Raw genomic sequence first — 24,092 nt, forward strand, 5'->3', positions numbered from 1 at the left:
AACGGGCGTAACTTTCCCCCGCCGGGCGCGTTTCGGGGCGCCGGGCGTCCGGGTGCGATCAGATGGCGATCAGGCCTTGGGGTAGGCCCAGGGGTTCGGGCGGCAGCTGATTCCGTCGTGGTCGAGGAACTTGGTCTGCTGCTGCATCACCGGTGCCAGGTCGCCGTCCTTGTCGCACGTGACGTGGTTGAAGCCCAGGCGGTGGCCGATCTCGTGGTTGATCAGCATCTGCCGGTAGGCGTGGATCTCGTCGCCGTAGGTCTTGGAACCCCGCGCCCACCGGTACGCGTTGATCATCACGCGTTCGGTGGCCGCTGAGTCGCAGGAGACGTTGTCCTCGGTGGTGTCCAGCCCGGACTTGGCACACCATTCGGCGGTCGTCCGGGAACCGGCGAGGGTGATCACCCAGTCGACCCGGCCGGAGTGGACGCGCTCGAAGGTGCGGGCGCCGTTCTGCGCCCAGCTGCGGTTGTCGTTGAGCGTCCGGTGCACGGCCTCGGCGAAGAGCGCGCCGTCGAGGCCGAGCCCCCGCTCCACATCCACCCGGTAGGTGAACTTCTGCCCCTTGCCGGGCGCCTTGTCGATGCCCGGGATCGAGTAGAACGTCCCGCTGCCCGCGCGCGCCGCGCCCGTCGGGTACGTCTTGTCCATCTTCTGCTCGTACGTCAGCGGCCGGGGGGAGGGCGCGGCGGGCGCGGCGGGCTTCTCCCTCTCGTCACCGCGCGAGGCGGAGTCCCGCACGTCCCTGGCCTGCTCGCCGGCCGACTGTGCCTGTACGCCGGAGCCGTCCCGTTCCTCGGCGACCTGTGCGGCCACGACGACGGCCAGCACTGTGGTGACGGCGGCGGCCGCGACACCGGTGAACGCGCGGCCCTTGCCGCCCTTCGCCTGCGCGGGCTCCCCGGCCGGCGGCTCGTTGTCGTCGGCGGGGTGCCCGTCGTCCGCCCGGGTGTCACGGGCGTCGGCGCGGACACCGGTGGCCGGGGCGCCGTTCCAGTCGGTGATCCCGGCGTAGGGGCCGGCGGGGTGCCCGGCCTCCGGCGTACGGGTCCTGGAGGCGGGCGGGCGCGGGGGGAAGTGGCCGGCGTCCGCGGTGAAGGCGTCGAGGTAGTCCTGGCGCGGCCCTCCGGGGGGCGCCTGCCGCTGTCGCGGGAGGGGCGCCCGGCCGTCGGCCGGCCCGCCGTATCCGGAACCTGCCGCCGTCCGGCCGTTCAGCGTCCCCCAGCCGCCACCGGGTTCCCGCTGCTCCGGGTGACCACCGCGGGCCCGCGGCACGCCCTGCGCGGGAGTGCCGTCGGGCAGCCGCGGGACACCGTGCCCCGGGGTCCCGTCCGGCAGACGGGGAGAGCCCTGCGGGGGCGTCCCCTGCGGAAGCCACCCCTCGGGGAGGCGGGGAACGCCGTGGGCGGGGGTGCCGTGCGCCGGGGTTTCGGGCCGGTTCCCGTACGGGGCCCCGTACCCCTGAGCGCCGTCCGCCGGCGAGCGTCCCGGAAGCGGCTGCCGGCCCTGCTCCTGAGCCTGCGGTGCCCCGGGTGCCCGGCGCGGGCCCGGCAGGTCCTCCCGGCGCTCGCCCGTCCGGTCGTCCCGGCTGCCCGCGCGGCCGTCGCGGCCCTTGCGTCCCGCGGTGGTGTCCGTGGCGTTGCTCCTGGGAGCGGGTCCACGCCGGCTGTGGCGTCCCACGTCGCGCCTCAGCCCCTCATGTCGTCGGCGATGGTTTCCGCACCGGTGTCGGCCGGTGAGCCCGGAGCGCCCTGCGCGTCCGGCTCCCCAGTATCCCCCTCATCGGCCGAATCCGTTGTATCCATGAGCAGTTCGCGAAAGGCAAGGGCCACGGTCTCCGGGTACTCCATCATCGCCACGTGCCCCGCGTCCGGAAGCGTCACCAGCCGGGAGCCCCGGAAGGCCCGCGCCGACCGCTGGGCCATCCGGAAGCCGACGAGCTGGTCCCTGCCACCGTAGACGAGCAGGGTCGGCGCGAGTACCCGCTCGGCCTGGCGCCACAGTCCCTGCTGGCCACCCAGGGTGTACGCGTTGACGAGTCCCCGCGCGGAGCGGGCCATCGCGTCCCAGAAGTACGGCAGCCGCAGCCGCCGCTCCATCTCCTGCACCGCGTTGCGCAACCCCTCCGGCGACACCCTCGCGGGGTCCCCGTAACAGAGCTTCAGCACACCGCGGACCCGCTGTTCCGCCGTCCACTCCCGGGTGATGCGGGTGAACAGCGGTGCGATGCCGGGCACCGCCAGCAGTGCCGTGGGCACGGCGCTGCGCTGCACCCGCAGTTCCGGCAGGGCCGGCGACACGAGCGTGAGGGTGCGGACGAGGTCCGGGCGCACGGCGGCGACCCGCGTGGTGATCGCGCCGCCGAGGGAGTTGCCGAAGAGATGCACCGGACCGCGGCCGGAGGCCTCGATATAACGGATCACCGCGCGGGCGTGCGCGGTGAGGGAGTAGTCACCGTCGTCGGGCGGCGGTGAGTCGCCGAAGCCCGGCAGGTCCAGCGCCTCGCTGTCGACTACGTCGTCCAGCAGCGGCATGAGGGCCGACCAGTTCAGCGAGGAGCCGCCGAGTCCGTGGACGTGGAGGGCGGACGGCAGCCCTTCCCGGACGGGCGGCCTCGACCGGACCGAGAGCGTGAGGCCGGGCAGTCGCACCGACCTCAGTCGTTCGCCCGCCGCGATCCTGACGGCCGCCGGCTCGGGCAGCGCGCTCGCGGGCGGCACGGGCGGCACGGGCGGCAGCTCGGTCGAAGACATGCCGCAATGTTACGAGACGATCACGTACTGGCTCATGTGTTCGGTGTCACAGAAGCGCCCGTCCGGGCGCGTGGCCTGGTGCGCGCCCCGCTCCCCGGGCGCGCGCACCCGTCACATCCCGGTCGCGGATCGCATGGCGTCCGGATCGGGTGTCTCCTAGGCTCGTGCAGAGGGCACCCGCATGTGGCCCCTGCATCATCAGGGACGTTCGTAGGAAGGGAGCCCACCATGGCCGTAGACCCGAGCGACCCCGAGACGTTCACGGACGACGAGGACGCGTCCGAGGACCGGGAGTACGACGTCGAGGCCCCCACGGCAGACGCCGCCGAGCAGCGGGCGGAGGTGAACCCGGACCGCGACGAACCGCTGACCGAGGTCGAACCCGGCCGCGCCAGCGAGGCGGATCTGGTGGAACAGACCCGGGTCGTCTCCCTCGACGAGGACGACTACCGGTGAGGAGCGCGCCGGCCGGGACGCCGTCGCGCGACGAGCCGGACGACGAGGGGGATTCCCCTTGCCCTCTCTGACAGTGTTTGAAACCATCCGTACCGCTTTCTCCGCCGTCCGGTCCGTGAAATTGTGCGGGCTCACCGCGCACACCACGGTTACCGAAAAGTACGATGGCGGCGCGGCTCACACCGCACAGGGACGACATTGGGAGGCGGCGTGACAGCCATCGAGCAGACAGACGCGGTACGCCCGAGGGGTACACGCCTGCCGCGCCGTGCCCGGCGGAACCAGTTGCTGGGCGCCGCCCAGGAAGTCTTCGTCGCGCAGGGTTACCACTCGGCGGCGATGGACGACATCGCAGAGCGCGCCGGGGTCAGCAAGCCGGTGCTCTACCAGCACTTCCCCGGCAAGCTCGACCTCTACCTCGCGCTGCTGGACCAGCACTGCGAGGCTCTGATCCAGTCGGTGCGCCACGCGCTGGCGTCGACGACGGACAACAAACAGCGCGTCCGGGCGACCATGGACGCCTACTTCGCGTACGTGGAGGACGACGGCGGCGCGTTCCGACTGGTCTTCGAATCGGATCTGACGAACGAGCCCGCCGTGCGCGAGCGCGTCGACAAGGTCACCAACGAGTGCGCGGAGGCGATCTGCGACGTCATCGCCGAGGACACCGGGCTGTCGCGGGCGGAGTCGATGCTGCTCGCCTCGGGGCTCGGCGGTCTCGCCCAGGTGGTGGCGCGGTCGTGGCTGCACAGCGACCGCAGTGTGCCGCGCGACCAGGCGGTGCAGCTGCTGGCCTCGCTGGCCTGGCGGGGAATCGCCGGATTCCCGCTGCACGGCGTCGATCAGCAGCACTGAGGGCGACGGCGGGCGTTTGTTCCCGTCGGCTGTTCGCTCCTGGCGTTGCCGGGCGCAGCGTGCACGTCCCCTCACCGGGCTAATGTGTGCTGGTACGGCGCGGAAGGTCGCGCACTTCACTGACCGTCGGAGGGACATAGCCGTGGAGGTCAAGATCGGCGTGCAGCACGCGCCCCGCGAGATCGTTCTGGAGAGCGGTCAGAGTGCGGAAGAGGTCGAGCGTGTGGTGGCCGAGGCGCTGGCCGGGAAGTCGCAGCTGCTGAGCCTCGTGGACGAGCACGGCCGCAAGATCCTGGTCCCGGCCGACCGTCTCGCGTACATCGAGATCGGCGAGCCGGCCCCGCGCAAGGTGGGCTTCGGCGCACTGTAGGCGCGCTGCGGGCGACGACCGGCAGCATGGGAAGGGTCCGGCGGTTTCACCGCCGGGCCCTTCCGCGTCTCCGGCCGCCCCTCCCCGTCACCACCCTCACGGACCGGGCACGGACCGAACACGGGCCGGGCACGGACCGGGCGCAGGTCCTCCACAAGGGTGGATTGGATTTTGCAGGTCAGGGGTATGACGGGCTACGACCGATTGTGAGCAGGCCGGCCATGTGGGAGGGAACCCCAACATGCTCATCGAAGCGCTCAGCTCCGCGATCCTCGGCCTGGCTCTGGCGTGGACGGCGTACAGCCGCATGTCGCACCGGCTGCCCGCCCGCGCCCTGGTTCTGCCGACCGGTATCGCCGGAGCGCTCTCCGGCGCCTTCGTCATGAACACCGCGCTGGACGCCGGGAACCTGCTGACAATACTGCTCGGCTCGGTGATCGTGTCCGTGGCCTCGCTGTCCCTGCTGCTGCGCCCCGCGGGAAGACTGCGCCGCCGGTCGGCGACCGCCTGACCGGCCGCCGACGGCGGCTCCGGGGCTGAACGCGGCCGGATGGACCGGCTCCGAGCCCCGCCGGGGCGGGGCCCGGCGGCCCCGCGAGCCGGCCCGGGCGTCTTTCAGGCAGCCAGCCCCAGTGCCGCCATCCGCTTGGTGTGCGCCTCGGTGATCCGGGAGAACATTCTGCCGACCTCGGCGAGGTCGAACCCGTCCGCGACGCCGCCCACGAGCATCGTCGACAGCGCGTCCCGCTCGGCGACCACCCGCTGGGACTGCGACAGCGCCTCCCCCATCAGCCGCCGTGCCCACAGCGCGAGCCTTCCGCCCACGCGCGGGTCCGCGTCGATCGCCGCGCGCACCTTCTCCACGGCGAAGCCGCCGTGCCCCGTGTCATCGAGCACGGCCAGCACCAGGGCGCGGCTGTCGGAGTCCAGCCGGGCCGCGACCTCACGGTAGAAGTCGCTGGCGATGGAGTCACCGACGTAGGCCTTGACCAGGCCCTCCAGCCAGTCGGAGGGGGCGGTCTGCTTGTGGAACGCGTCGTAGGCGGCGACGAACGGCTCCATCGCGAACGTCGGCTCCTCACCGATCTCGGCGAGCCGGTCGCGCAACCGCTCGAAGTGGTGAAACTCGGCCGAGGCCATCTTCGCCAGCTCCGCCTTGTCCGCCAGCGTGGGAGCCAGCTTGGCGTCCTCCGCGAGCCGCTCGAACGCCGCCAGTTCGCCGTACGCGAGCGCGCCGAGCAGATCCACGACGGCGGCCCGGTACTGGGGGTCGGCGGAGGCGGCCACCCAGTCCATGGCGGCGACGCCGGTGTGTCCGGCGGAGGTACCGGTGGTGTCCTCGGCGTTGTCAGGCTTGTCAGAGCTCGTCATGAAGCGCACAATAGCCCGCTTGTCCCGTGCCGGAAGGCCCTGGTCAATCAGTGTGACGACGACTACGTGACGACATCGGCCCTGGCATGTGCGCGAATCCGGGGTATGGTGGTATTGCGCCTGCTGAGCACTCTGACGTACTCGACAGGCCGTATGTATGAGGATGCCCGGTCGGTGGCCCGATCGGCTCCGGCCCGCCAGCCCTCTGAAGCCGTACGACACCGTGCGTACGGAATCCGGAGGGACACCTCAGCGGTACGAACGCTCGAGCGTCGGCAGTGGTCCCGCGTCCATCGGCTCCGCCCGTAAGGCAGCCGACGTCCCCGGCACGGTCCCTACACGACCCCCGCGCTCGCCTCGCACCGCGCACACAGAAGAGGCAGCACCCTGACTACGACGTTCCGAGAGCTCGGAATCCTTCCCGAGATCGCCGAGGCCCTGGAGGCCGTCGGCATCACCACTCCCTTCCCCATCCAGGAGATGACGCTCCCCGTGGCCCTGACGGGCACGGACGTCATCGGCCAGGCCAAGACCGGCACCGGGAAGACGCTCGGCTTCGGCCTTCCGCTCCTCGAGCGCGTCACCGTCCCGGCGGACGTCGAGGCCGGCCGCGCGCGGCCCGAGGACCTGACCGACGCCCCTCAGGCGCTGGTCGTCGTTCCCACTCGCGAACTCTGCACCCAGGTCACCAACGACCTGCTCACCGCGGGCAAGGTGCGCAATGTGCGCGTCACCGCCATCTACGGCGGCCGGGCCTACGAGCCCCAGGTAGAGGCGCTGCGCAAGGGCGTCGACGTCATCGTCGGCACCCCGGGCCGGCTGCTCGACCTCGCCGGTCAGAAGAAGCTCGACCTGAAGCATGTGAAGGCTCTCGTCCTCGACGAGGCCGACGAGATGCTCGACCTGGGCTTCCTGCCCGACGTCGAGAAGATCATCAACATGCTTCCGGTCAAGCGCCAGACCATGCTGTTCTCGGCCACCATGCCGGGCGCGGTGATCGGTCTGGCCCGTCGCTACATGTCGCAGCCGACGCACATCCGCGCCACGGCCCCGGACGACGAGGGCGCGACGGTCGCGAACACCACGCAGTTCATCTACCGCGCGCACAACATGGACAAGCCCGAGCTGGTCGCGCGCATACTGCAGGCCGACAACCGCGGCCTGGTCATGGTCTTCTGCCGCACCAAGCGCACCGCCGCGGATCTCGCCGACCAGCTCAAGCAGCGTGGCTTCGCCTCAGGCGCGGTCCACGGCGACCTCGGCCAGGGCGCCCGCGAGCAGGCGCTGCGCGCGTTCCGCAACGGCAAGGTGGACGTGCTCGTCTGCACCGACGTCGCCGCCCGCGGTATCGACGTCGAGGGCGTGACGCACGTCATCAACTACCAGTCGCCCGAGGAGGAGAAGACGTACCTGCACCGCATCGGCCGTACCGGCCGCGCGGGCGCGAAGGGTACGGCGATCACCCTGGTCGACTGGGACGACATCCCGCGCTGGCAGCTGATCAACAAGGCGCTGAACCTGGGCTTCAGCGACCCGCCGGAGACGTACTCCACCTCGCCGCACCTGTTCGAGGACCTCGGCATCCCCGAGGGCACCAAGGGCGTCCTGCCGCGCGCGGAGCGCGTCCGCGCCGGGCTGGAAGCCGAGGAACTGGAAGACCTGGGCGAGCCGGGCGGCCGGGGTGGGCCGCGCGGGCGCGGTGGCCGGGGCGGTCGCGGCGACTCCCGCACCGAGGAGCGGGAGACGTCGGCCCGTACGCCGCGCCGCCGCCGTCGTACGCGCGGCGGATCGGCGACGGACGAGGCCGTGCAGCAGCCCGCGGTCCCGGCCGCGGCAAGCAGCACCGACGAGGCGGAGGCCGGCGCTGCCGTGCGCACGCCGCGCCGCCGTCGCCGTACGCGCGGCGGAGCCCCGGCGGGTGCGCCGTCGGCGGAGACGGTGCACTCGGCGGAGCCCGTGGAGGCGGCGGAGTCCGCCGTCGACACGGCCGGGGGCAGTGCCGACGGAGCGGCCGTGGAGTCCTCCGAGGCGCCCGCGAGGCAGCGCCGCCGCCGCACCCGCAGGTCCGTGGAAGGCGCGGCGGTGGACACGGTGTCCGCCGACGGCCCGTCACCCGTCGAGGAGGCCGCGGTCACCGTGGCGGCCCCGGCGGTCACCGAGTCCGAGGCCCCGGCCGCGGAACCGCGGCGCCGCCGCACGCGCAAGGCGACGGTGGCCTCCGAGGCCGCCGAGGCCGCGGTGGACACCGCCGGGGCGAGCGCCCAGCCGGTCGAGGTCGCCGAGACCAAGCCGCGCCGTACCCGCAGGACCGCCGCGAAGGCGGAGACGGCGGTCGACACGGCCGAGGCCGGCATCGCACCGGCCGAGGCGGCGGAGACCAAGCCGCGCCGGACGCGGAAGACCGCCGCCACGAAGGCCGAAGCCGCCGTCGACACCGCCGAGACGGCCGAAGCCGAACCGCGGCGGACCCGCAAGACCGCGGCGGCCGCCGAGACGGAGCCCGACACGGCGGAAGCCNCGACACCGCCGAGACGGCCGAAGCCGAACCGCGGCGGACCCGCAAGACCGCGGCGGCCGCCGAGACGGAGCCCGACACGGCGGAAGCCGCCGAGGCCAAGCCGCGCCGCCGCACCCGCAAGACCGCCGAGGCGGACCCGGCCGCCACCGTCGGCATCCCGGCGCAGACGGCCCCGGAGGCCGAGGCGGCGGAGACCAAGCCGCGCCGGACGCGGAAGACCGCCGCCACGAAGGCCGAAGCCGCCGCCGACACCGCCGAGACGGCCGAAGCCGAACCGCGGCGGACCCGCAAGACCGCGGCGGCCGCCGAGACGGAGCCCGACACGGCGGAAGCCACCGAGGCCAAGCCGCGCCGCCGCACCCGCAAGACCGCCACCGAGATTCCCGCGCAGTCCGCGCCGGAGTCGGAGACCGCGGGCGAGGCGAAGCCCCGGGTGCGCCGCGCCCGCAAGGCCGCGGCCGCCGCGGAGCCCGCGGACGGCTGACGTACGACGCCGACGGCCCGGTCCCCCATCGGTGGGGGCCGGGCCGTCGGCGTGTGCGCGGCCGCTACCCTCACCCACGTGATCAGCGACTCCGCCCCCGCCCTGCCCTCCGGCGCCCGTACCCGCCGACTTCGTACCAGCCGCGGCGAGTTCGCCGTCGTGGACGTGCCACCGGCCGCCGGGGTCCCCGCGCGCGGGACCGCGTTGCTGCTGCCCGGATACACCGGCAGCAAGGAGGACTTCGCGCCGGTGCATGCCTCGCTGGCCGCGCGCGGATATCGCACGGTCGCCGTCGACGGGCGCGGGCAGTACGAGTCGGACGGGCCCGCGGATGACGAATCCGCCTACGCTCAGGACGAGTTGGCGCGGGACGTGCACGCGCAGGCGGACGCGCTCGGGACGCCGGTGCATCTCACCGGCCACTCGCTCGGCGGCCAGATCGCCCGCGCCGCCGTCCTCCTGGACCACTCGCGCTTCCGGTCGCTCACGCTCGTCTCCTCCGGACCCGCGCGGATCTCCGTCTCTCAGGAGCAGCGGGTGAAGCTGCTGCGGGACGCGCTCGCGGTGATGTCGATGGCGGAGTGCTGGGAGGCGATCCTGGCCATGGGGCCGCCGGAGGAGGTGGGCGGGCCGGCCCGCGGGCCGGGTGGGCGGGATTGGCTGCGGAGCCGCTGGCTGGGCACCCGCCCCGCGCAACTCCTGGCCACCGGGCGTCAGTTGTGTACCGAACCGGACCGGGTCGCCGAACTGGCCGCCGTACCGCTGCCGTTCCACGTCCTGTCGGGCGAGCGCGACGACACCTGGCCGGTGCCGGATCTCGACGCGATGGCCCGGCGGCTGGGGGCGCACCGCACCGTGGTCGACGGGGCCGAGCACTCACCCGCCGTCGACCGCCCCGCACCGACCGCCGCCGCCCTCGCCGGCTTCTGGGACGCCCGGAGCAGCGGCTAGTACTGCGCCTGCAAGTGGTCCCAGAAGCCGTCGCGCAGGCAGCGCCGCAGATCGGCCTGGCCGCGCAGGGAGTACTGGAGCAGGCCCTCCGCCTCCACGAGCAGGTCCTGGTCGACGGACCCGGGCAGGTAGGGGTGGCCGGGGAGCAGCCCGACCATGGTCTCGCGGCCGCGGGCCACCAGCCACTTCGCGGCGATCTGCGCACCGACGAACCGGACGTCCTCCCGGGTGGGCCGCCCCGTGCTCCCCTCGTAGGCGGGTGCCGTGCGGCGGGAGACGTACGGCTTGAAGAAGTCCAGGTCGAGGGTGCGCTGACTGTCGACCTCCCAGAGCAGCGGCTCTGCCTGGTTACGGCCCTCGGGGGCCTCGATGCCCCAGAGGTGGACTCTCGCGCCGTACCCCTGGGCCGCCTCGACCGCCGAGACCAGGTCCTCGTCGCCGCCGAGCAGGGCGGCGTCGCTGATGGCGCGGTGCCGGGCCAGTGACTCCAGATCGGTGCGGATCAGGGAGTCGACGCCCTTCTGCTGGTTGTTGGCGTTGAGGTTGCCGAGGCGGACCTTGACGTCGGGGAGTTCGGCGATGGTCTGCTGCTCGGCGGTGTGGATGCGGCGGCGGGCCCCGTCGTACCAGTAGACGCGCAGCAGCCTGCTGTCGGCGAAGATGGTGCGGGCCCGGTCGATGAGCGCGTCGATGAGACCCTCGGCGTCGAGGTCGAAGGCCCGGCGGTCCTCCGTGCCGGTGACGAGTCGCCCCGCGGCGGCGTACAGGTACCCGGCGTCGACGAAGATCGCATGGGTCGAGGGTGTCTTCGCCACCTCGGCGAGCATGCGATGGAGCAGTTCGTTCGTACGGTCGATGCGGGCGTGCAGGGCCGTGAGGTCTTCGTTCATCGCGTCCATTGTCCCGGTGGTCACGCTGCGAACACAACCGGTCCCGGTCGGTCTCCCCCGAAACCCTTACTCGTCAGTAATTAGTTACTCGAAAGTTTTCCTTAGCATAGGGAATGTTTGCACCACGCAACCCGTTGAACTCTTCAGTGAACACGGGCCCGACCTGCCCGTGGACCGCCACCGAGCAGTTCTCCTCCAGGAGGATGACCAGACGAAGGGAGAAGCCCTTGCGCTTCGAAATCATGCGACTGGACGACGTCGACGGCACCCCCGTGGACTCGACCGTCGTGGACGCCGCCTCCGTCAACCGCATCGTGCAGCAGGCCGCCGCCATCGGGCAGCGCCTGTGGATCCGCCCGGCCGACACACCGGCCGCCTCGTAACGCCCGTCACGCGGGACACCGGCCACACCGGCCGGGACCCGGTGCCGGCAGTTGTGAACCCCCGTACCGGCATAGGTACGGGGGTTCCGTGCGTCCGCCCGCGAGAGCCCGTCAGCCGCCCCGGACCACCTGGGTGACCCCGTTGATGATCTGCTGCACCGCGATCGCGGAGAGCATCATGCCGGCCAGGCGCGTCACCAGGACCACACCACCGTCCTTGATCACCCGGATGATCAGCAGCGAGTAGCGCATCACGAGCCACAGCACCACATGGATGGCGAGGATCGCCGACCACACCGAGACCTGCCCGGTGACACCGTCGGCCTTCTGTACGGCGAGGATGACCGACACGATCGCGCCCGGCCCCGCCAGCAACGGCATGCCCAGCGGCACCAGCGCGACGTTGACGTCCTTGGTCTGCTGGGGCTCGTCGGTCTTGCCGGTGAGCAGGTCGAGCGCGATCAGCAGGAGGAGCAGACCGCCCGCGATCATCAGCGCGGGCACCGACACGTGCAGGTAGGCGAGGATCTGGTGCCCGAGCAGGCCGAAGACGGTGATCACACCGCCGGCCACGCAGACGGCCTGGAAGGCCATCCGCCGCTGCGCCCTGGCGGGCCGGCCCGCGGTCAGGGCGAGGAAGATCGGGGTGATCCCGGGGGGATCCATGATGACGAACAGGGTCAGGAAGAGGGAGCCGAAGACGGCGACGTCGAGCATGACTGCCTTGCTGAAGAACCGATGAGGGGCGTACGGGGGACACGGGGCCGCACGGGGATGTGCGACGCCGTACCGGGCCGTGCGTGGGTGTACGCGGCGGCACGGCGCCCGTACGGGGGTGAAGCGGGTCCACGCGGCCACACGGGCGCGCGCGTACGGAAGGTGTCCGGCCCGGGGGGGCGGGGCTCAGACCCCGCCGGCTCCCGGCACCGGGAACGCCCCGGTCGCGCGGCGGGTGATCTCGCCGTACACCTCGGGGTCCGTCGTGAACTCGCCGAGGACGCAGGTCTTGCGGCTGCCGTGGTAGTCGCTGGACCCGGTGACCAGGAGTCCCAGCTCCTTCGCCAGGCCGCGCAGCCGCGCCCGGGTGCCGGGCTCGTGGTCCATGTGGTCGACCTCGATGCCGTCGAGCCCGGCCTCGGCGAGCGCGGCGAGCGCGGACTCCGGCACGGTCCGGCCGCGCTTGCTCGCGGCGGGGTGCGCGAGGACGGTGACGCCACCCGCGTCCTTGACCAGCCGCAGGGCCTCGAACGGGTCGGTCTCGTGCTTCTCCATGTACGCGCGTCCGCCGTCGGCCAGCCACTCCTGGGTGAAGGCGTCGCTCACGGTCGGCACCACGCCCAGTTCGACCAGCGCGGAGGCCACGTGCGGGCGGCCCACCGAGCCGTCGCCGGCGATCCGGGCGACCTGCTCCCAGGTGACCGGCACGCCCAGCGCGTTCAGCTTGGCGATCATGCCCTTGGCCCGGGGTACGCGGTCGTCCCGGACCAGCTCGCGCTCGGCGAGCAGCGCGGGGTCACCGGGGTCGAAGAGGTAGGCCAGCAGATGCATGCCGATGCCGTCGAGCCGGCAGGAGAGCTCGGCGCCGGTGACCAGGGTGAGACCGGCCGGCAGCACGGCGAGCGCCTCGGCGTGCCCGCGGGTGGTGTCGTGGTCGGTCAGCGCGACGACGTCGAGACCGGCGGCGGCGGCCTTGCGGACCAGGCCGGCGGGTGTGTCCGTGCCGTCGGAAGCGGTGGAGTGGGTGTGCAGGTCGATACGCACGACGCGGTACTCCAAGCGGTGACGGACGGGCGGGGACGCTCCAGGATAACCGGATGTCCACCGCCCTCTGTCACAGCCGAAACGGTGATGCGCCCCCTACCGGATCCCCCGGCGGCCCCTACGTCCCCAGCAGTCGCGGGGAGAGCGCCCCGCACGGCACCAGTTCCACCTCCGCCCCGGCGTCCCGCAGGTCGGTGAGGACCAGTTCGTCGTACATCAGCAGCCCGGCCTGCTCCGGCCACACCACCGCCCACAGCCACAGGCCGAGCGCCTCGCCCGCGAACACGGCGCGGTCGTCGGGCGTTCCGGAGACGTGCCAGAGCGGGGTCGGGCGGCCGGCCGCCAGCACCTTGGCCTGGGGCGGCTTCTCGACGTTCATGTAGGGCCCCGGGTCCGGGCCGTCGGTGCCCGCGTACCGCGCGCCGAGGCCGACCCCGAGTTCCTCGGCGACCAGGATCAGCTCACCCAGGCCGCCGAGCGGTCCGGGACCGGTGCAGGCGACGGCGGTCGCCCGGCCCCCGCTGCGGTCGTCGCCCGCGCTGGCCACGCCCGTGAACAGCCAGCCGACCGGGAGCGGCCAGGGCATCCACACCGGCACCTCGGTGCGGTGCACGACGACGTCGAGCGCCTCGACGCTCGGTGGTATCACGGGCTGCACAGGGTGCACGATGCCGTGCGCGTCGCACTGCCAGGCATCCGAGAAAAGGCCGGGAGCCCTGACCCGGCCACCGCACTTCGGGCAACTGGGTTCGCCCCTCATAGGGCCCCACGGTCCTAGCTCTGCCGCGCCACGTCAAGGACGATCACCCGTCCGGACGGAACGGGCGGGAAATCCGCGCGCGGACCGCACCGGCCGGCGTCGACTTTCCTGTCGTGCGCACATCACCTACGCGGTGCCGTCCACGGCGCCCCGGCCCGAGCGCCCCGGCCGCCCCCTCCATACCCCGGCCCCGGCGCTCCACGCGGACGGGACATCCGCACCCCTCGACCAAGTGGCGGGCATCAGAAGCCTGTTGGTGACCTTGCTCACTCCAGCGGCACGGATCTCCGGGACGGATCCCGCAGATCCACACCCTGGTCAAGCCAGCGCTCCTGGAGGGCCTGGGCGCCGTGCACCCGCTTCCAGGCGGCCTCGTTCGGGGTCATCGGCAGCAGCGGCAGGAACCGCACGGGGTCCAGCGGCTCGTCGAGCTCCAGGTCCTCCACCAGTCCGCCCGGCTCGGCGACCAGCACCGAGGTGAACGGGGCGCCGGGCCACAGCGGTTCACCCACGTCGAGCGAGGCACCGGGGGCCACCACGACCCCCTCGACCTGCGGGGACGCGGCCAGCACGGCGAGCGGGCGCAGCACCTTGCCGGTGTCCGCGGCGCCGGCCCGCACGGACAGCACCAGCTCGGCGCGCGGGCCCTCGACCGGGTCCGCGAGCGCCGCCGTGGGGTCGGACATCGGCTGCGCGGACATGCCGAGGGTGGCGTAGCGGACGATGTCGCCCTCGTGGAAGCGGAGCACCTCGATGCGGTCCGTGCCGAGGAACGTGACCGCCGCGCGTGCGTCCGGTTCGCCCAGCGCGGTACGCAGCCGGGCCTCGACGAGGGGAAGAACATCAGCCATGCGGCGAGCATAGGACTCGTCCGCACCGGACGAAGCGGGGCCTTGACACGGCAGTCGGCTGATACGCTTGGCCGGTGGTTTCGGGCAGCACGCCGAGGCGTCCCGTCAAGTCCCGAACGCCCGTACGACTCGCCCCACTCGAGGGGAAATCCCCCAGGGGATCGTGGATCGTCCCTCACGAGGGACCGGCCGGAGGAGGTGGGGCTGGCATGGACCGAAGTCGACCGTGCAGTATCACCCGCTCTTCCGCCCGCTGATGTAGCTGCTCCCCAGTCCGGCTGCCTTTCGCCCTCGCGCGTCTTCATCGGCACTCATCGGAAGAGCACGTCGTTTCGTTCTGCCTGATCTGCCCCCGTAGCTGAATCAGCGACGAAGCTCGCCACCGCGACGGTGCGGTGCTTTCCGCTTTGTGGACGTGCCGGACATCAGCGGTCCAGGACGTCCTCATTCCGGGTTGTTCCACCCGTCGTTGCGGCGCCTTTCGTTGCCTGCCCGCGAAGGAGCCCGCCATGTCGATGATCCGCGACCTGCGCGCCGTGGTCCGTCCCTCCTCCCGCATCTCGCTGCGCAAGGAGAGCGGCCCGTACGACCTCACCCGCGCCCCCGCGACCGGCAGCGCCGTCGTCGACTGTGCCGTCTACCGCGACGGAACGCGCCTGGAGACCGGGGGCGGCCCGCTCACCCCACAGGAGGCGATGCGGCTGGTACGCCGCGACGGAGGCTTCGTGTGGATCGGCCTGCACGAGCCGAACGAGGCCGAGTTCGCCGGCATCGCCCGGGAGTTCGGCCTGCACCCACTGGCCGTGGAGGACGCCGTCCAGGCCCATCAGCGGCCCAAGCTGGAGCGCTACGACGACTCGCTGTTCACGGTCTTCAAGACCGTCCACTACCTCGACCACGAGCGGCTCTCCGCCAGCAGCGAGGTCGTCGAGACCGGCGAGGTGATGTGCTTCACCGGACGGGACTTCTTCATCACCGTCCGGCACGGCGGCCAGGGCTCCCTGCGGACCCTCAGGCACCGTCTGCAGGACGACCCCGAGCTGATGGCCAAGGGCCCCTCGGCCGTGCTCCACTCCATCGCCGACCACGTGGTGGACGGCTACATCGCGGTCGCCGACGCGATGCAGGACGACATCGACGAGGTCGAGACCAAGGTGTTCTCGCCGGGCCGCAAGGGCACCCCGCGCGGTACGGACGCCGGTGAGATCTACCAACTCAAGCGCGAGGTACTGGAGTTCAAGCGGGCGGTGGCCCCGCTGCTGCGGCCGATGCTGCTGCTGAGCGAGCGTCCGATGCGGCTGGTCGACCCGGAGATCCAGAAGTACTTCCGGGATGTCGCCGACCATGTGGCACGCGTGCAGGAGCAGGTCATCGGCTTCGACGAACTGCTGAACTCCATCCTCCAGGCCAATCTCGCCCAGGCCTCCGTGGCGCAGAACGAGGACATGCGGAAGATCACCTCGTGGGCCGCGATCATCGCCGTACCGACGATGGTGTGCGGGGTGTACGGGATGAACTTCGACTACATGCCGGAGACCCACTGGAAGTACGGCTACCCGGTCGTCCTCGGTGTCACGGTGGCCATCTGTCTGGGCATCCACCGCACCCTCAAGCGCAACGGCTGGCTCTGAGCGCGCGGGGAGTCCGCCGGGCCCCTGGATAGGCTGGCACCATGACAAGTGAGCTGCTCGATCGGGCCCTCATCGAGGAAGCCACGAAGAAGTCGGGACTCATCTGGGTCAGGGGCCCCGGCGGTCCCGCCCGGGCGCTGTGGCACGTGTGGCACGAGGGCGCCGCCTGCGTGATCGGCGACGGCCCCGGGGAGCAGCCGCTGCCGGGGCTGACCGGCGGCGGTCCGGCCGAGGTGACGGTGCGCAGCAAGGACAAGGGCGGCCGGCTGGTCACCTGGGCCGCGACGGTCGTGGAACCGGCGCCCGGCTCCGAGGCGTGGACGGCGGCCGTCGCCGAGCTCAAGGGCAAGCGGCTCAACGCGCCGGACGGCGAGGCGATGCCCGAGCGCTGGGCCCGTGAGTGCCGGGTGCTGCGGCTGGAACCGACGGGGGTGACCTCGCCCCTCCCCGACGGCTCCCTGGCCGAGACGCCGCTGCCCACCCCGGTGACCACCCGGCAGCCGGTCCCCGCCGGACTGCCCCGACTGCTGCTGGGAAGGAAGCGGCGGCGCTAATTACGAGGTCGGGAGCTTCTTGCCGTAGTCCAGGGTCTCGTCCTTGGCCGGCTGCTTCAGGGGGAAGTCGGTGCCCCAGGCCGAGAAGGTGAGGGTGCCCGCCTTTCCGGCCCGCACCAGCCGCACGGGGTACGGCTGGCCCTCGAGCGAGACGTCCAGGGTGCCGCCGGCGCCGTCGTCGCCGGTGACGCGGATGGTGCGGACGCCCGACTGTTCGTGGTGGCCGTCGGTGGCCAGCTTGCCGTGCAGCGTCAGCAGGCCGCCGAGCAGCACACTCTTGTCGGTGAAGCCGATGAACTTCTGGTACGACGGGTCGCCCTGCGGCACCTTCACGTACTTCGAGGCGAGCTTCTCGGCCGCCGCCGCGTCCGTCTCGCCGGCGCCCTTGTCCCCGCCTCCGCCGGCACCCCCGCCCCCGCCCTCGTCCGCCCCCTGGCCCCAGAATCCGGCGTCGGCCCTCAGGTAGAGCTCGTCGTCGATCCGCAGGAGACGGAACGTCTCCCCCTTGGTGGTGACCGACCCGATGCCACCCTTCTCCTTCAGCCGCATGTCGAGCGTGTATGTGCGTCCGCTGGTGACCACGGTGCCGTGCAGCCGCACCGTGCCGACCGACCCGGCGGCCTTCTGCGCTCTGCTCTGGATCTGGTCGGCGGGCAGCCGGCCGACCCCGTTGGTGCCTTCGTTCGGGTCCTCGGAACATCCCGTGAGCGCCGTCCCCGTCACGAGCAGTGCGCACACGACACCGGCCAGCGTGGCCCTGCGGGAACGGCCCTGGGAGATCGACATCACAGGTGGGCTGCCTCTCGTACGGGGGACCTGAACGGCGTACCGCAGAGTACCGGGGCACACAGGTCCGGGCGGAGCCAGTCCGTCCGGACCGGCCCTGGGAGCACGGCCGATCGGGACGGGCTAGCCTGAAGCCCACCCGAGCGGGCAATCCGGAAATCAGACGCAGCAGGCAGCACACGGCAACGAAAGACCCCGCACGCAAAGGAGCCGCCGTCATGGCAGCGGGTGCCCCCCGGTTCTTCGTCTCCCATGTCTCCGGTGTCGCGGTCTTCGACCCGGCCGGCGACCAGGTGGGACGCGTGCGCGATCTGGTCGTCGTCCTGCGGCCCGGCCGGCGCCCGCCGCGGCTGCTCGGCCTGGTGGTCGAACTCTCCACCCGCCGCCGCATCTTCCTGCCCATGAACCGGGTGACCGCGGTGCAGTCCGGCCAGGTCATCACCACGGGAGTGCTCAACGTGCGGCGCTTCGAGCAGCGGCCCACCGAGCGGCTGGTCTTCGGCGAACTCCTCGACCGGCGGGTGACGCTGGTCGAGAGCGGCGAGGAGGTCACCGTCCTGGACCTGTCGGTGCATCAGCTCCCCGCCCGCCGAGAGTGGGAGATCGACCGGGTCTTCGTGCGCAAGGGGAAGAAGGGCGGCGCGTTCCGCCGCGGCAAGGGGGAGACGCTGACCGTCGAGTGGTCGGCGGTCACCGGCTTCTCCCTGGAGGAGCAGGGGCAGGGCGCCGAGAACCTGCTCGCCACGTTCGAGCAGCTGCGCCCCGCCGACCTCGCCAACGTCCTGCACCACCTCTCCCCCAAACGGCGGGCGGAGGTGGCCGCCGCCCTCGACGACGACCGGCTCGCCGACGTGCTGGAGGAGCTGCCCGAGGACGACCAGATCGAGATCCTCGGCAAGCTGAAGGAGGAGCGGGCCGCCGACGTCCTGGAGGCCATGGACCCCGACGACGCGGCCGACCTGCTCGGTGAGCTGCCGGAGGAGGACAAGGAGCGGCTGCTGAGCCTGATGAAGCCCGCCGACGCGGCCGACATGCGGCGCCTGATGGCGTACGAGGAGCACACGGCGGGCGGTCTGATGACGACCGAGCCGATCGTGCTGCGGCCCGACGCCACCGTCGCGGACGCCCTCGCCCGCATCCGGGAGCCCGACCTCTCCCCCGCGCACGCCGCGCAGATCTACGTCTGCCGCCCGCCCGAGGAGACGCCCACCGGCAAGTACCTGGGCACGGTGCACTTCCAGCGGCTGCTGCGCGATCCCCCGTACACCCTGGTCGGCTCCATGCTGGACGAGGATCTGCAGACCCTGGACCCGGACGCGGAGCTGCCCGTGGTCGCGGGGTTCTTCGCCACGTACGACATGGTGGCGGCGCCCGTGGTCGACGAGGCGGGCTCGCTGCTGGGCGCGGTGACGGTGGACGACGTACTGGACCACATGCTGCCCGACGACTGGCGGGAGACCGAGTTCCACCTGGACGAGGAGGTGGTGCCCGATGGCGGCTGAGCGCGACGGCGTCCGCGAGCGGCTGCCCGCGGGTGCCACGGCCGCCGGACGGCCCCGCACGCCCCGCCTGGACCAGCCGCGCCCTCCCCGGCGCCGGATCCTGCCCGAGTGGGACCCGGAGGCCTTCGGGCGGCTGTCGGAGAGCGTCGCGCGGTTTCTGGGCACCGGGCGGTTCATCGTCTGGATGACGTTCGTCATCATCCTGTGGGTGCTGTGGAACGTGTCCGCGCCGAAGGAGCTGCGCTTCGACGAGTACCCGTTCATCTTCCTGACCCTGGCGCTGTCCCTGCAGGCCTCCTACGCGGCGCCGCTGATCCTGCTCGCGCAGAACAGGCAGGACGACCGCGACCGGGTCAATCTGGAGCAGGACCGCAAGCAGAACGAGCGGTCGATCGCGGACACCGAGTATCTGACCCGGGAGATCGCCGCGCTGCGGATCGGACTCGGCGAGGTGGCCACGCGCGACTGGATCCGCTCCGAGCTGCAGGACATGGTCAAGGAGATGGAGAACCGCCAGAACGGACACAAGGACCAGCACGGCCCATACCCGGCGATGCGGGCCGAACGGCCGCCGGGACGTGACGCAGACGACCGCTGACGTCCTTACCGGTGGGTGTACCCGGCGCCGTACCATCGTCGGTATGGCTACGGAAGACGCGGTGCGTGAAGCACTGGCGACGGTGAACGACCCCGAGATCAACCGGCCCATCACGGAGCTCGGCATGGTCAAATCGGTGGACATCGGCGCGGACGGGGCGGTCGCGGTCACCGTGTACCTGACGGTCTCCGGCTGCCCCATGCGGGAGACCATCACGCAGCGCGTGACGGACGCGGTCGCGGGGGTCGACGGTGTCACCCGGGTCGACGTGACGCTGGACGTCATGAGCGACGAACAGCGCAAGGAGCTGGCGAACGCCCTGCGCGGCGGCAAGACCGAGCGCGAGGTGCCCTTCGCCAAGCCGGGCAGCCTGACCCGGGTGTACGCGGTGGCGTCCGGCAAAGGCGGCGTCGGGAAGTCGTCGGTGACGGTGAACCTGGCGGCGGCGATGGCCGCCGACGGACTGAAGGTCGGCGTCGTGGACGCCGACATCTACGGCCACTCGGTGCCGCGCATGCTCGGTGCCGACGGGCGCCCCACCCAGGTCGAGGACATGATCATGCCGCCGTCGGCGCACGGCGTGAAGGTCATCTCCATCGGCATGTTCACCCCGGGCAACGCGCCGGTGGTGTGGCGCGGCCCGATGCTGCACCGCGCGCTCCAGCAGTTCCTCGCGGACGTGTACTGGGGCGACCTGGACGTGCTGCTCCTCGACCTGCCGCCCGGCACCGGAGATATCGCGATCTCCGTGGCCCAGCTGGTGCCGAACGCCGAGATCCTGGTCGTCACCACGCCCCAGCAGGCGGCGGCGGAGGTGGCCGAGCGGGCCGGTTCCATCGCCGTGCAGACGCATCAAAAGATCGTCGGGGTGGTGGAGAACATGTCGGGCCTGCCGTGCCCGCACTGCGACGAGATGGTCGACGTCTTCGGCACGGGCGGCGGCCAGTCGGTCGCCGACGGCCTGACCCGGACCACCGGCGCCAACGTCCCGGTGCTCGGCGCGATCCCGATCGACGTCCGGCTGCGCGAGGGCGGCGACGAGGGCAGGCCCGTGGTGCTGTCCGACCCGGACTCCCCCGCGGGCGCGGCGCTGCGCTCCATCGCCGGCAAGCTGGGCGGCCGTCGGCGCGGCCTGTCGGGCATGACCCTGGGGATCACCCCGCGCAACAAGTTCTGAGGCGGTACACACGTCAGGGCGCCGTCCGCGGGGACGGCGCCCTGACGTGTACGCGCTGTGGTGCACTGTGCCCGGACCGCCTGGCGCGGATCACCGCGGACGGATCACCTCGTACGTACGGACCGCCGGGGACGGCTCAGCCGTCGTACCCCGCGATGTCCTTGATCACGGCGAAGCCCAGGCCGTACGCGCTCATTCCCCGGCCGTACGCGCCCACGTGCACGCCCGCCCGGGTGGAACCGGCGAGCACCCAGCCGAACTCGGACTCCCGGTAGTGGAACGGCGTCGGCACCCCGTCCACGGGCAGGGACAGTGTCGACCAGTCCTCGCCCTCCAGGTCGTCGGCGAGGACCCAGGCCGTCTCCGTCTGCTGCTCCAGCCAGTCGTCGCGCAGGGAGTGGTCCATCTGGCCGGGCCAGGTGAAGGACAGCAGCCCCACACCGGCGAGCCAGGCCGCGGAGGACACCGAGGTGGCCTCCAGCAGACCCGTGCCGTCGGCGCTGCGGCGGACCGGGTTGGCCGCCACGGTCACCACGACCGCGAACTTCTCCTTGACCTCCTGGTCACCGCCGGCCGTCAACTCGCTGCGCACCGACGGTTCGTCGCCGTGCCCGACCGATCCGTGCTCGACGGCGCCGTCGGCCGCGAGGCCGACCTGCATCAGCCAGCGCCGGCCCGTGAAGGCCTCGTCGAGGCCGTACCAGGGAAAGGGCGCACGCAGGTAGCCGTCCACCGTACGCCGGGCGGAGGGGACGTGTTGTCCGTCCTCCGCGGCCGGCGCCTGCGCGACTGCCGAACTCGTCGTCTCCATGTGCCCGGACGCCTCCTCGTTCTCGTCGGACCGGGCGGCCCGCCCCCCTTCGGGCGCACTCGTCCGTTCCGCACAACAACTCGGCAGCATAGCCACCCCGCGGCCACCGGCTGGGAAACCGCCCGGCGCGTGGGCCGCGCGGAGGTCCGGATCGGGCCGTACACAGCCCTAGTGGAGTATGAAACGTGTCACGTGCGCGGGGGCGTACGCCCTCCGTGTCCCTGACTCAGGGGGTGACTCAGGTGGCGTCCATGTCGAAGGGCGGACGGTCGTCGGCCGCGGGACGCTCCGGCTTCTTGCTCATGTCCACGCGGCCGGCGGGGGAGCCGGTAGCGGACGAGGACGACGGCGCGGCGGGTTCCGCGTCGCGTCCGTGCACGGCGTCCGTGACCTCGGCCATCTCCTTCTTCAGGTCGAAGCCGCTGCGGATGTCCTTCAGCCCCAGGTCCTCGTTGTCCAGCTGCTTGCGGATGAACGTCTTGGGGTTGAGGTCCTCGAACTCGAAGTCCTTGAACTCGGGTCCCAGCTCCTGCCGGATGTCCTGCTTGGCACTGTCCGAGAAATCACGGATCTTCCGGATCGTGCGGGTCACATCCTGGATGACCTTGGGGAGCTTGTCCGGACCGAAGACGAGCACGGCGAGGACGATGAGCGTCACCAGCTCGAGCGGTCCTATGTCATTGAACACCTGAAGCTCCTCGCGATGCCTTCGGTCCTCGGTGCCGGCCTGTGGTCCTGGCGTGGTCCGGGCCGGGTCCACGGTACCCGGCCGCCCCCGCGGCCGGTACCGTCCGTCGCGTCCGCATGCCGCTCAGCCGTCCGAGGAACCGAGCACCAGCGACACCTTCCGCTCCTCGCCTCCGCGTTCCAGGGTGAGTTCCAGCCGGTCGCCGGGGCGGTGGGCGCGGGTCTTGACGATGAGCTCCTCGCCGGAGTGGACGCGCCGGCCGTCGACCTCGGTGATGACGTCACCGGCCTTGATCCCGGCCGTGGCACCGGGGCCGCCGGTGCTGACGGGGGGTCCGCCGTCCTGGCCCTCGGTGGCGACGCGGGCGCCGTCGCCGCCGTACTCCATGTCGAGGGTGATGCCGATCACGGGGTGGGCCGCCTTCCCCGTGTTGATCAGCTCCTCGGCGACGCGCTTGCCCTGGTTGACCGGGATGGCGAAGCCCAGGCCTATGGACCCGGCCTGACCGCCGTCGGGGTCCGCGCCACCGCTGCCGGCGGAGCGGATGGCCGAGTTGATGCCGATCACCCGGCCCTGCGCGTCGAGGAGGGGGCCACCGGAGTTGCCGGGGTTGATCGGCGCGTCGGTCTGCAGGGCGTCGACGTACGACACGTCGGTCCCGTCGCCGTTCTCGCCTCCGGCGGTGATGGGCCGCTCCCGGGCGCTGATGATGCCGGCGGTGACCGTGCCGGCCAGGTCGAAGGGGGCGCCGATGGCGACGACGGGGTCGCCGACGCGCACGTTGTCGGAGTTTCCGAGGGGCAGCGGGGCGAGCCCGCTGACACCCTTGACCTTCACGACGGCGAGGTCGTAGCCGGCGTCCCGGCCGACGACGGTGGCCTCGGCGGTGTCGCCGCTGTGGAAGGTGACGGTGATCTCGCCGTTCTCGCCGGCGGGCTCGACGACGTGGTCGTTGGTGAGGATGTGCCCGCGCCCGTCCAGCACGAAGCCGGTGCCGGTGCCGGCCGCTCCGGCACCGCTGACGTGCAGGGTGACGACGCTGGGCAGCGCCTGCTCGGCGATCCCGGCGACGCTGTCCGGGGCGCGCCTGACATCCTCCCGTCCGGCCTGCGGGAGTTCGACGGTCCCGATGCCGCCGTTGCGCTCCAGATAGCCGCCGACGACCCCGCCGACGCCGCCGGAGACGAGCGCGAGCAGCAGCGCGCCCCCGATCACCGCCCGCCGGGCGCGTCCGCGGCGCTGCTTCCCGTCCATCAGGACGGGCTCGGCCCGCTGCAGTGGCGCACCCGCCGCGGCGGCCCAGGGGTCGTAGCGCCCCCAGGGATCGGCGGAAGCGGGGGCCTGCACCGCTGGACCGGGGAACACCGGCCCGGGACCGGCGTCCCCGGCCGACCCGGCCACGGGCCCCGGCACGCCGTGCGCGGGAGTGCCCGCCGCATACGGGTCCCCCGCCGGCGCGGCCCCGGCACCCGGCACGCCGTGCGCGGGAGTGCCCGGCGGGTGCTGCACAGGGGGCGCGGGGGCCCACGGGCCGGGCTCACCGTACGGCGGGGTGCTGTACGGATCGGGGTCGTGCAACGGCCGCGCCGCCTGCCCGGTCCCCGCGGTGCCGTCCACGTCGTCGCGCCCGACGGAGTCGCCGGGCACCGGGGCAGGTGCCCGGGCGGCCGCGGCCGGCCCCGGAGCGGTGGGTGGGCCGGGTTGTCCGGCGGGGGCCGCCGGTGGGCCCGGCGGGGTCGGGGTGCTCGAGGGGTGTTCCAGTTCGTAGTCGCCCTCGTGGACACCGGCGGTGGCCGGTTCCCGGGTCGGGCGGGCCAGTTCGAAGTCTCCGTCAGGAGTCTTCGCAGGCACGGTCGGATCGTCCCCCGGAGTGCCCGGCTTCCCCTTGTTCATGCTCTCCCCACAGCTGGACACCGGCTCGGCGCCCTGCCGCACCGGCCTG

23 protein-coding genes and 1 pseudogene are annotated in these 24,092 nt (G+C 72.4%); 12 read left to right on the forward strand and 12 right to left on the reverse strand.

The window, feature by feature from the left end; genetic code table 11:
* Positions 1-69 precede the first annotated feature (69 nt).
* The gene (locus HTV45_RS11095) at positions 70-1,680 is read right to left on the reverse strand and encodes a DUF3152 domain-containing protein (protein WP_215205524.1); all 1,611 of its coding nucleotides are present in this window, start codon (positions 1,678-1,680) and stop codon (positions 70-72) included.
* An 8-nt stretch (positions 1,681-1,688) separates the two neighbouring features.
* Complete coding sequence (locus HTV45_RS11100; RefSeq protein WP_215205525.1) at positions 1,689-2,753, reverse strand: alpha/beta fold hydrolase; 1,065 nt, start codon at positions 2,751-2,753, stop codon at positions 1,689-1,691.
* Between the two features lie 228 nt (positions 2,754-2,981).
* On the opposite strand from HTV45_RS11100, the gene HTV45_RS11105 reads away from it, so the two are divergent.
* From HTV45_RS11105 to HTV45_RS11120, 4 genes are all read left to right on the forward strand, one after another.
* Positions 2,982-3,209, forward strand: a complete 228-nt coding sequence (locus tag HTV45_RS11105; RefSeq protein ID WP_215205526.1) for a hypothetical protein — start codon at positions 2,982-2,984, stop codon at positions 3,207-3,209.
* Between the two features lie 210 nt (positions 3,210-3,419).
* Positions 3,420-4,064: a TetR/AcrR family transcriptional regulator gene (locus HTV45_RS11110; protein ID WP_215205527.1), complete on the forward strand. Its 645-nt coding sequence runs from the start codon at positions 3,420-3,422 to the stop codon at positions 4,062-4,064.
* Positions 4,065-4,206: 142 nt separating this feature from the next.
* Entirely contained in the window at positions 4,207-4,434 is a 228-nt protein-coding gene (locus HTV45_RS11115; RefSeq protein ID WP_030220063.1) for a DUF3107 domain-containing protein, read from the forward strand.
* 241 nt (positions 4,435-4,675) lie between these two features.
* Complete coding sequence (locus HTV45_RS11120; RefSeq protein ID WP_215205528.1) at positions 4,676-4,945, forward strand: hypothetical protein; 270 nt, start codon at positions 4,676-4,678, stop codon at positions 4,943-4,945.
* Between the two features lie 104 nt (positions 4,946-5,049).
* On the opposite strand, the gene HTV45_RS11125 is transcribed toward HTV45_RS11120, so the two are convergent.
* Positions 5,050-5,805 carry a ferritin-like fold-containing protein gene (locus HTV45_RS11125; protein WP_215205529.1) on the reverse strand — a complete coding sequence of 252 codons (756 nt, stop codon included), beginning with the start codon at positions 5,803-5,805 and terminating at the stop codon, positions 5,050-5,052.
* 480 nt (positions 5,806-6,285) lie between these two features.
* On the opposite strand from HTV45_RS11125, the pseudogene HTV45_RS11130 reads away from it, so the two are divergent.
* Positions 6,286-8,807, forward strand: a pseudogene (locus tag HTV45_RS11130) (DEAD/DEAH box helicase).
* Positions 8,808-8,885: 78 nt separating this feature from the next.
* On the forward strand, positions 8,886-9,758 hold the full coding sequence (locus HTV45_RS11135; protein ID WP_308309433.1) for an alpha/beta hydrolase: 873 nt from the start codon (positions 8,886-8,888) through the stop codon (positions 9,756-9,758).
* Here the strand turns inward: HTV45_RS11135 and HTV45_RS11140 are convergent.
* Positions 9,755-10,657: an NYN domain-containing protein gene (locus HTV45_RS11140; RefSeq protein WP_215205840.1), complete on the reverse strand. Its 903-nt coding sequence runs from the start codon at positions 10,655-10,657 to the stop codon at positions 9,755-9,757. The two genes, HTV45_RS11135 and HTV45_RS11140, sit on opposite strands and share 4 nt — an antisense overlap.
* Before the next feature lie 218 nt (positions 10,658-10,875).
* Here HTV45_RS11140 and HTV45_RS11145 point away from each other — a divergent pair, with 218 nt between their 5' ends.
* Entirely contained in the window at positions 10,876-11,031 is a 156-nt protein-coding gene (locus HTV45_RS11145; protein WP_215205531.1) for a hypothetical protein, read from the forward strand.
* Between the two features lie 111 nt (positions 11,032-11,142).
* On the opposite strand, the gene HTV45_RS11150 is transcribed toward HTV45_RS11145, so the two are convergent.
* From HTV45_RS11150 to HTV45_RS11165, 4 genes are all read right to left on the reverse strand, one after another.
* Positions 11,143-11,748 carry a MarC family protein gene (locus HTV45_RS11150; RefSeq protein ID WP_215205532.1) on the reverse strand — a complete coding sequence of 202 codons (606 nt, stop codon included), beginning with the start codon at positions 11,746-11,748 and terminating at the stop codon, positions 11,143-11,145.
* A 186-nt stretch (positions 11,749-11,934) separates the two neighbouring features.
* The gene (locus tag HTV45_RS11155; protein WP_215205533.1) at positions 11,935-12,792 is read right to left on the reverse strand and encodes a PHP domain-containing protein; all 858 of its coding nucleotides are present in this window, start codon (positions 12,790-12,792) and stop codon (positions 11,935-11,937) included.
* 118 nt (positions 12,793-12,910) lie between these two features.
* The gene (locus HTV45_RS11160; protein WP_215205534.1) at positions 12,911-13,552 is read right to left on the reverse strand and encodes a DUF6758 family protein; all 642 of its coding nucleotides are present in this window, start codon (positions 13,550-13,552) and stop codon (positions 12,911-12,913) included.
* 266 nt (positions 13,553-13,818) lie between these two features.
* On the reverse strand, positions 13,819-14,403 hold the full coding sequence (locus HTV45_RS11165; RefSeq protein ID WP_215205535.1) for a suppressor of fused domain protein: 585 nt from the start codon (positions 14,401-14,403) through the stop codon (positions 13,819-13,821).
* Positions 14,404-14,912: 509 nt separating this feature from the next.
* On the opposite strand from HTV45_RS11165, the gene HTV45_RS11170 reads away from it, so the two are divergent.
* Together HTV45_RS11170 and HTV45_RS11175 are read left to right on the forward strand one after the other, a co-directional pair.
* Entirely contained in the window at positions 14,913-16,034 is a 1,122-nt protein-coding gene (locus HTV45_RS11170) for a magnesium and cobalt transport protein CorA (protein ID WP_215205536.1), read from the forward strand.
* A gap of 41 nt (positions 16,035-16,075) precedes the next feature.
* Complete coding sequence (locus HTV45_RS11175; protein ID WP_215205537.1) at positions 16,076-16,588, forward strand: hypothetical protein; 513 nt, start codon at positions 16,076-16,078, stop codon at positions 16,586-16,588.
* Here the strand turns inward: HTV45_RS11175 and HTV45_RS11180 are convergent, their stop codons facing one another.
* The gene (locus HTV45_RS11180) at positions 16,589-17,377 is read right to left on the reverse strand and encodes a hypothetical protein (RefSeq protein ID WP_215205538.1); all 789 of its coding nucleotides are present in this window, start codon (positions 17,375-17,377) and stop codon (positions 16,589-16,591) included.
* A 215-nt stretch (positions 17,378-17,592) separates the two neighbouring features.
* Between HTV45_RS11180 and HTV45_RS11185 the strand changes: the two genes are divergently transcribed.
* Genes HTV45_RS11185 through HTV45_RS11195 form a run of 3 tightly spaced genes read left to right on the forward strand, consistent with a single transcriptional unit; the run spans position 17,593 to position 20,651 of the window.
* The gene (locus HTV45_RS11185; RefSeq protein WP_215205539.1) at positions 17,593-18,876 is read left to right on the forward strand and encodes a CBS domain-containing protein; all 1,284 of its coding nucleotides are present in this window, start codon (positions 17,593-17,595) and stop codon (positions 18,874-18,876) included.
* A complete protein-coding gene (locus HTV45_RS11190) occupies positions 18,866-19,474 on the forward strand; it encodes a DUF1003 domain-containing protein (protein ID WP_215205540.1) in 609 nt (202 codons plus the stop codon). Before HTV45_RS11185 ends, HTV45_RS11190 begins: the two co-directional genes overlap by 11 nt.
* A gap of 43 nt (positions 19,475-19,517) precedes the next feature.
* Entirely contained in the window at positions 19,518-20,651 is a 1,134-nt protein-coding gene (locus HTV45_RS11195) for an Mrp/NBP35 family ATP-binding protein (protein WP_215205541.1), read from the forward strand.
* Positions 20,652-20,787: 136 nt separating this feature from the next.
* On the opposite strand, the gene HTV45_RS11200 is transcribed toward HTV45_RS11195, so the two are convergent.
* From HTV45_RS11200 to HTV45_RS11210, 3 genes are all read right to left on the reverse strand, one after another.
* A complete protein-coding gene (locus tag HTV45_RS11200) occupies positions 20,788-21,462 on the reverse strand; it encodes a hypothetical protein (RefSeq protein WP_215205542.1) in 675 nt (224 codons plus the stop codon).
* Positions 21,463-21,700: 238 nt separating this feature from the next.
* Positions 21,701-22,150 carry a sec-independent translocase gene (locus HTV45_RS11205; protein ID WP_215205543.1) on the reverse strand — a complete coding sequence of 150 codons (450 nt, stop codon included), beginning with the start codon at positions 22,148-22,150 and terminating at the stop codon, positions 21,701-21,703.
* Positions 22,151-22,273: 123 nt separating this feature from the next.
* Positions 22,274-24,043, reverse strand: a complete 1,770-nt coding sequence (locus tag HTV45_RS11210) for a trypsin-like peptidase domain-containing protein (protein WP_215205544.1) — start codon at positions 24,041-24,043, stop codon at positions 22,274-22,276.
* Positions 24,044-24,092: the final 49 nt, after the last annotated feature.

Source organism: Streptomyces sp. CHD11 (assembly GCF_018638295.1).
Classification (GTDB): Bacteria; Actinomycetota; Actinomycetes; order Streptomycetales; family Streptomycetaceae; genus Streptomyces.

What these genes read in the sequence shown, in the direction of transcription:
- HTV45_RS11170 (WP_215205536.1), top strand. Translation starts at nt 14,913, where the DNA reads ATGTCGATGATCCGCGACCTGCGCGCCGTGGTCCGTCCCTCCTCCCGC.
- HTV45_RS11120 (WP_215205528.1), top strand. Translation starts at nt 4,676, where the DNA reads ATGCTCATCGAAGCGCTCAGCTCCGCGATCCTCGGCCTGGCTCTGGCG.
- HTV45_RS11190 (WP_215205540.1), top strand. Translation starts at nt 18,866, where the DNA reads ATGGCGGCTGAGCGCGACGGCGTCCGCGAGCGGCTGCCCGCGGGTGCC.
- HTV45_RS11195 (WP_215205541.1), top strand. Translation starts at nt 19,518, where the DNA reads ATGGCTACGGAAGACGCGGTGCGTGAAGCACTGGCGACGGTGAACGAC.
- HTV45_RS11125 (WP_215205529.1), bottom strand. Translation starts at nt 5,805, where the DNA reads ATGACGAGCTCTGACAAGCCTGACAACGCCGAGGACACCACCGGTACC.
- HTV45_RS11100 (WP_215205525.1), bottom strand. Translation starts at nt 2,753, where the DNA reads ATGTCTTCGACCGAGCTGCCGCCCGTGCCGCCCGTGCCGCCCGCGAGC.
- HTV45_RS11210 (WP_215205544.1), bottom strand. Translation starts at nt 24,043, where the DNA reads ATGAACAAGGGGAAGCCGGGCACTCCGGGGGACGATCCGACCGTGCCT.
- HTV45_RS11140 (WP_215205840.1), bottom strand. Translation starts at nt 10,657, where the DNA reads ATGGACGCGATGAACGAAGACCTCACGGCCCTGCACGCCCGCATCGAC.
- HTV45_RS11160 (WP_215205534.1), bottom strand. Translation starts at nt 13,552, where the DNA reads ATGAGGGGCGAACCCAGTTGCCCGAAGTGCGGTGGCCGGGTCAGGGCT.
- HTV45_RS11150 (WP_215205532.1), bottom strand. Translation starts at nt 11,748, where the DNA reads ATGCTCGACGTCGCCGTCTTCGGCTCCCTCTTCCTGACCCTGTTCGTC.
- HTV45_RS11200 (WP_215205542.1), bottom strand. Translation starts at nt 21,462, where the DNA reads ATGGAGACGACGAGTTCGGCAGTCGCGCAGGCGCCGGCCGCGGAGGAC.
- HTV45_RS11175 (WP_215205537.1), top strand. Translation starts at nt 16,076, where the DNA reads ATGACAAGTGAGCTGCTCGATCGGGCCCTCATCGAGGAAGCCACGAAG.
- HTV45_RS11165 (WP_215205535.1), bottom strand. Translation starts at nt 14,403, where the DNA reads ATGGCTGATGTTCTTCCCCTCGTCGAGGCCCGGCTGCGTACCGCGCTG.
- HTV45_RS11105 (WP_215205526.1), top strand. Translation starts at nt 2,982, where the DNA reads ATGGCCGTAGACCCGAGCGACCCCGAGACGTTCACGGACGACGAGGAC.
- HTV45_RS11185 (WP_215205539.1), top strand. Translation starts at nt 17,593, where the DNA reads ATGGCAGCGGGTGCCCCCCGGTTCTTCGTCTCCCATGTCTCCGGTGTC.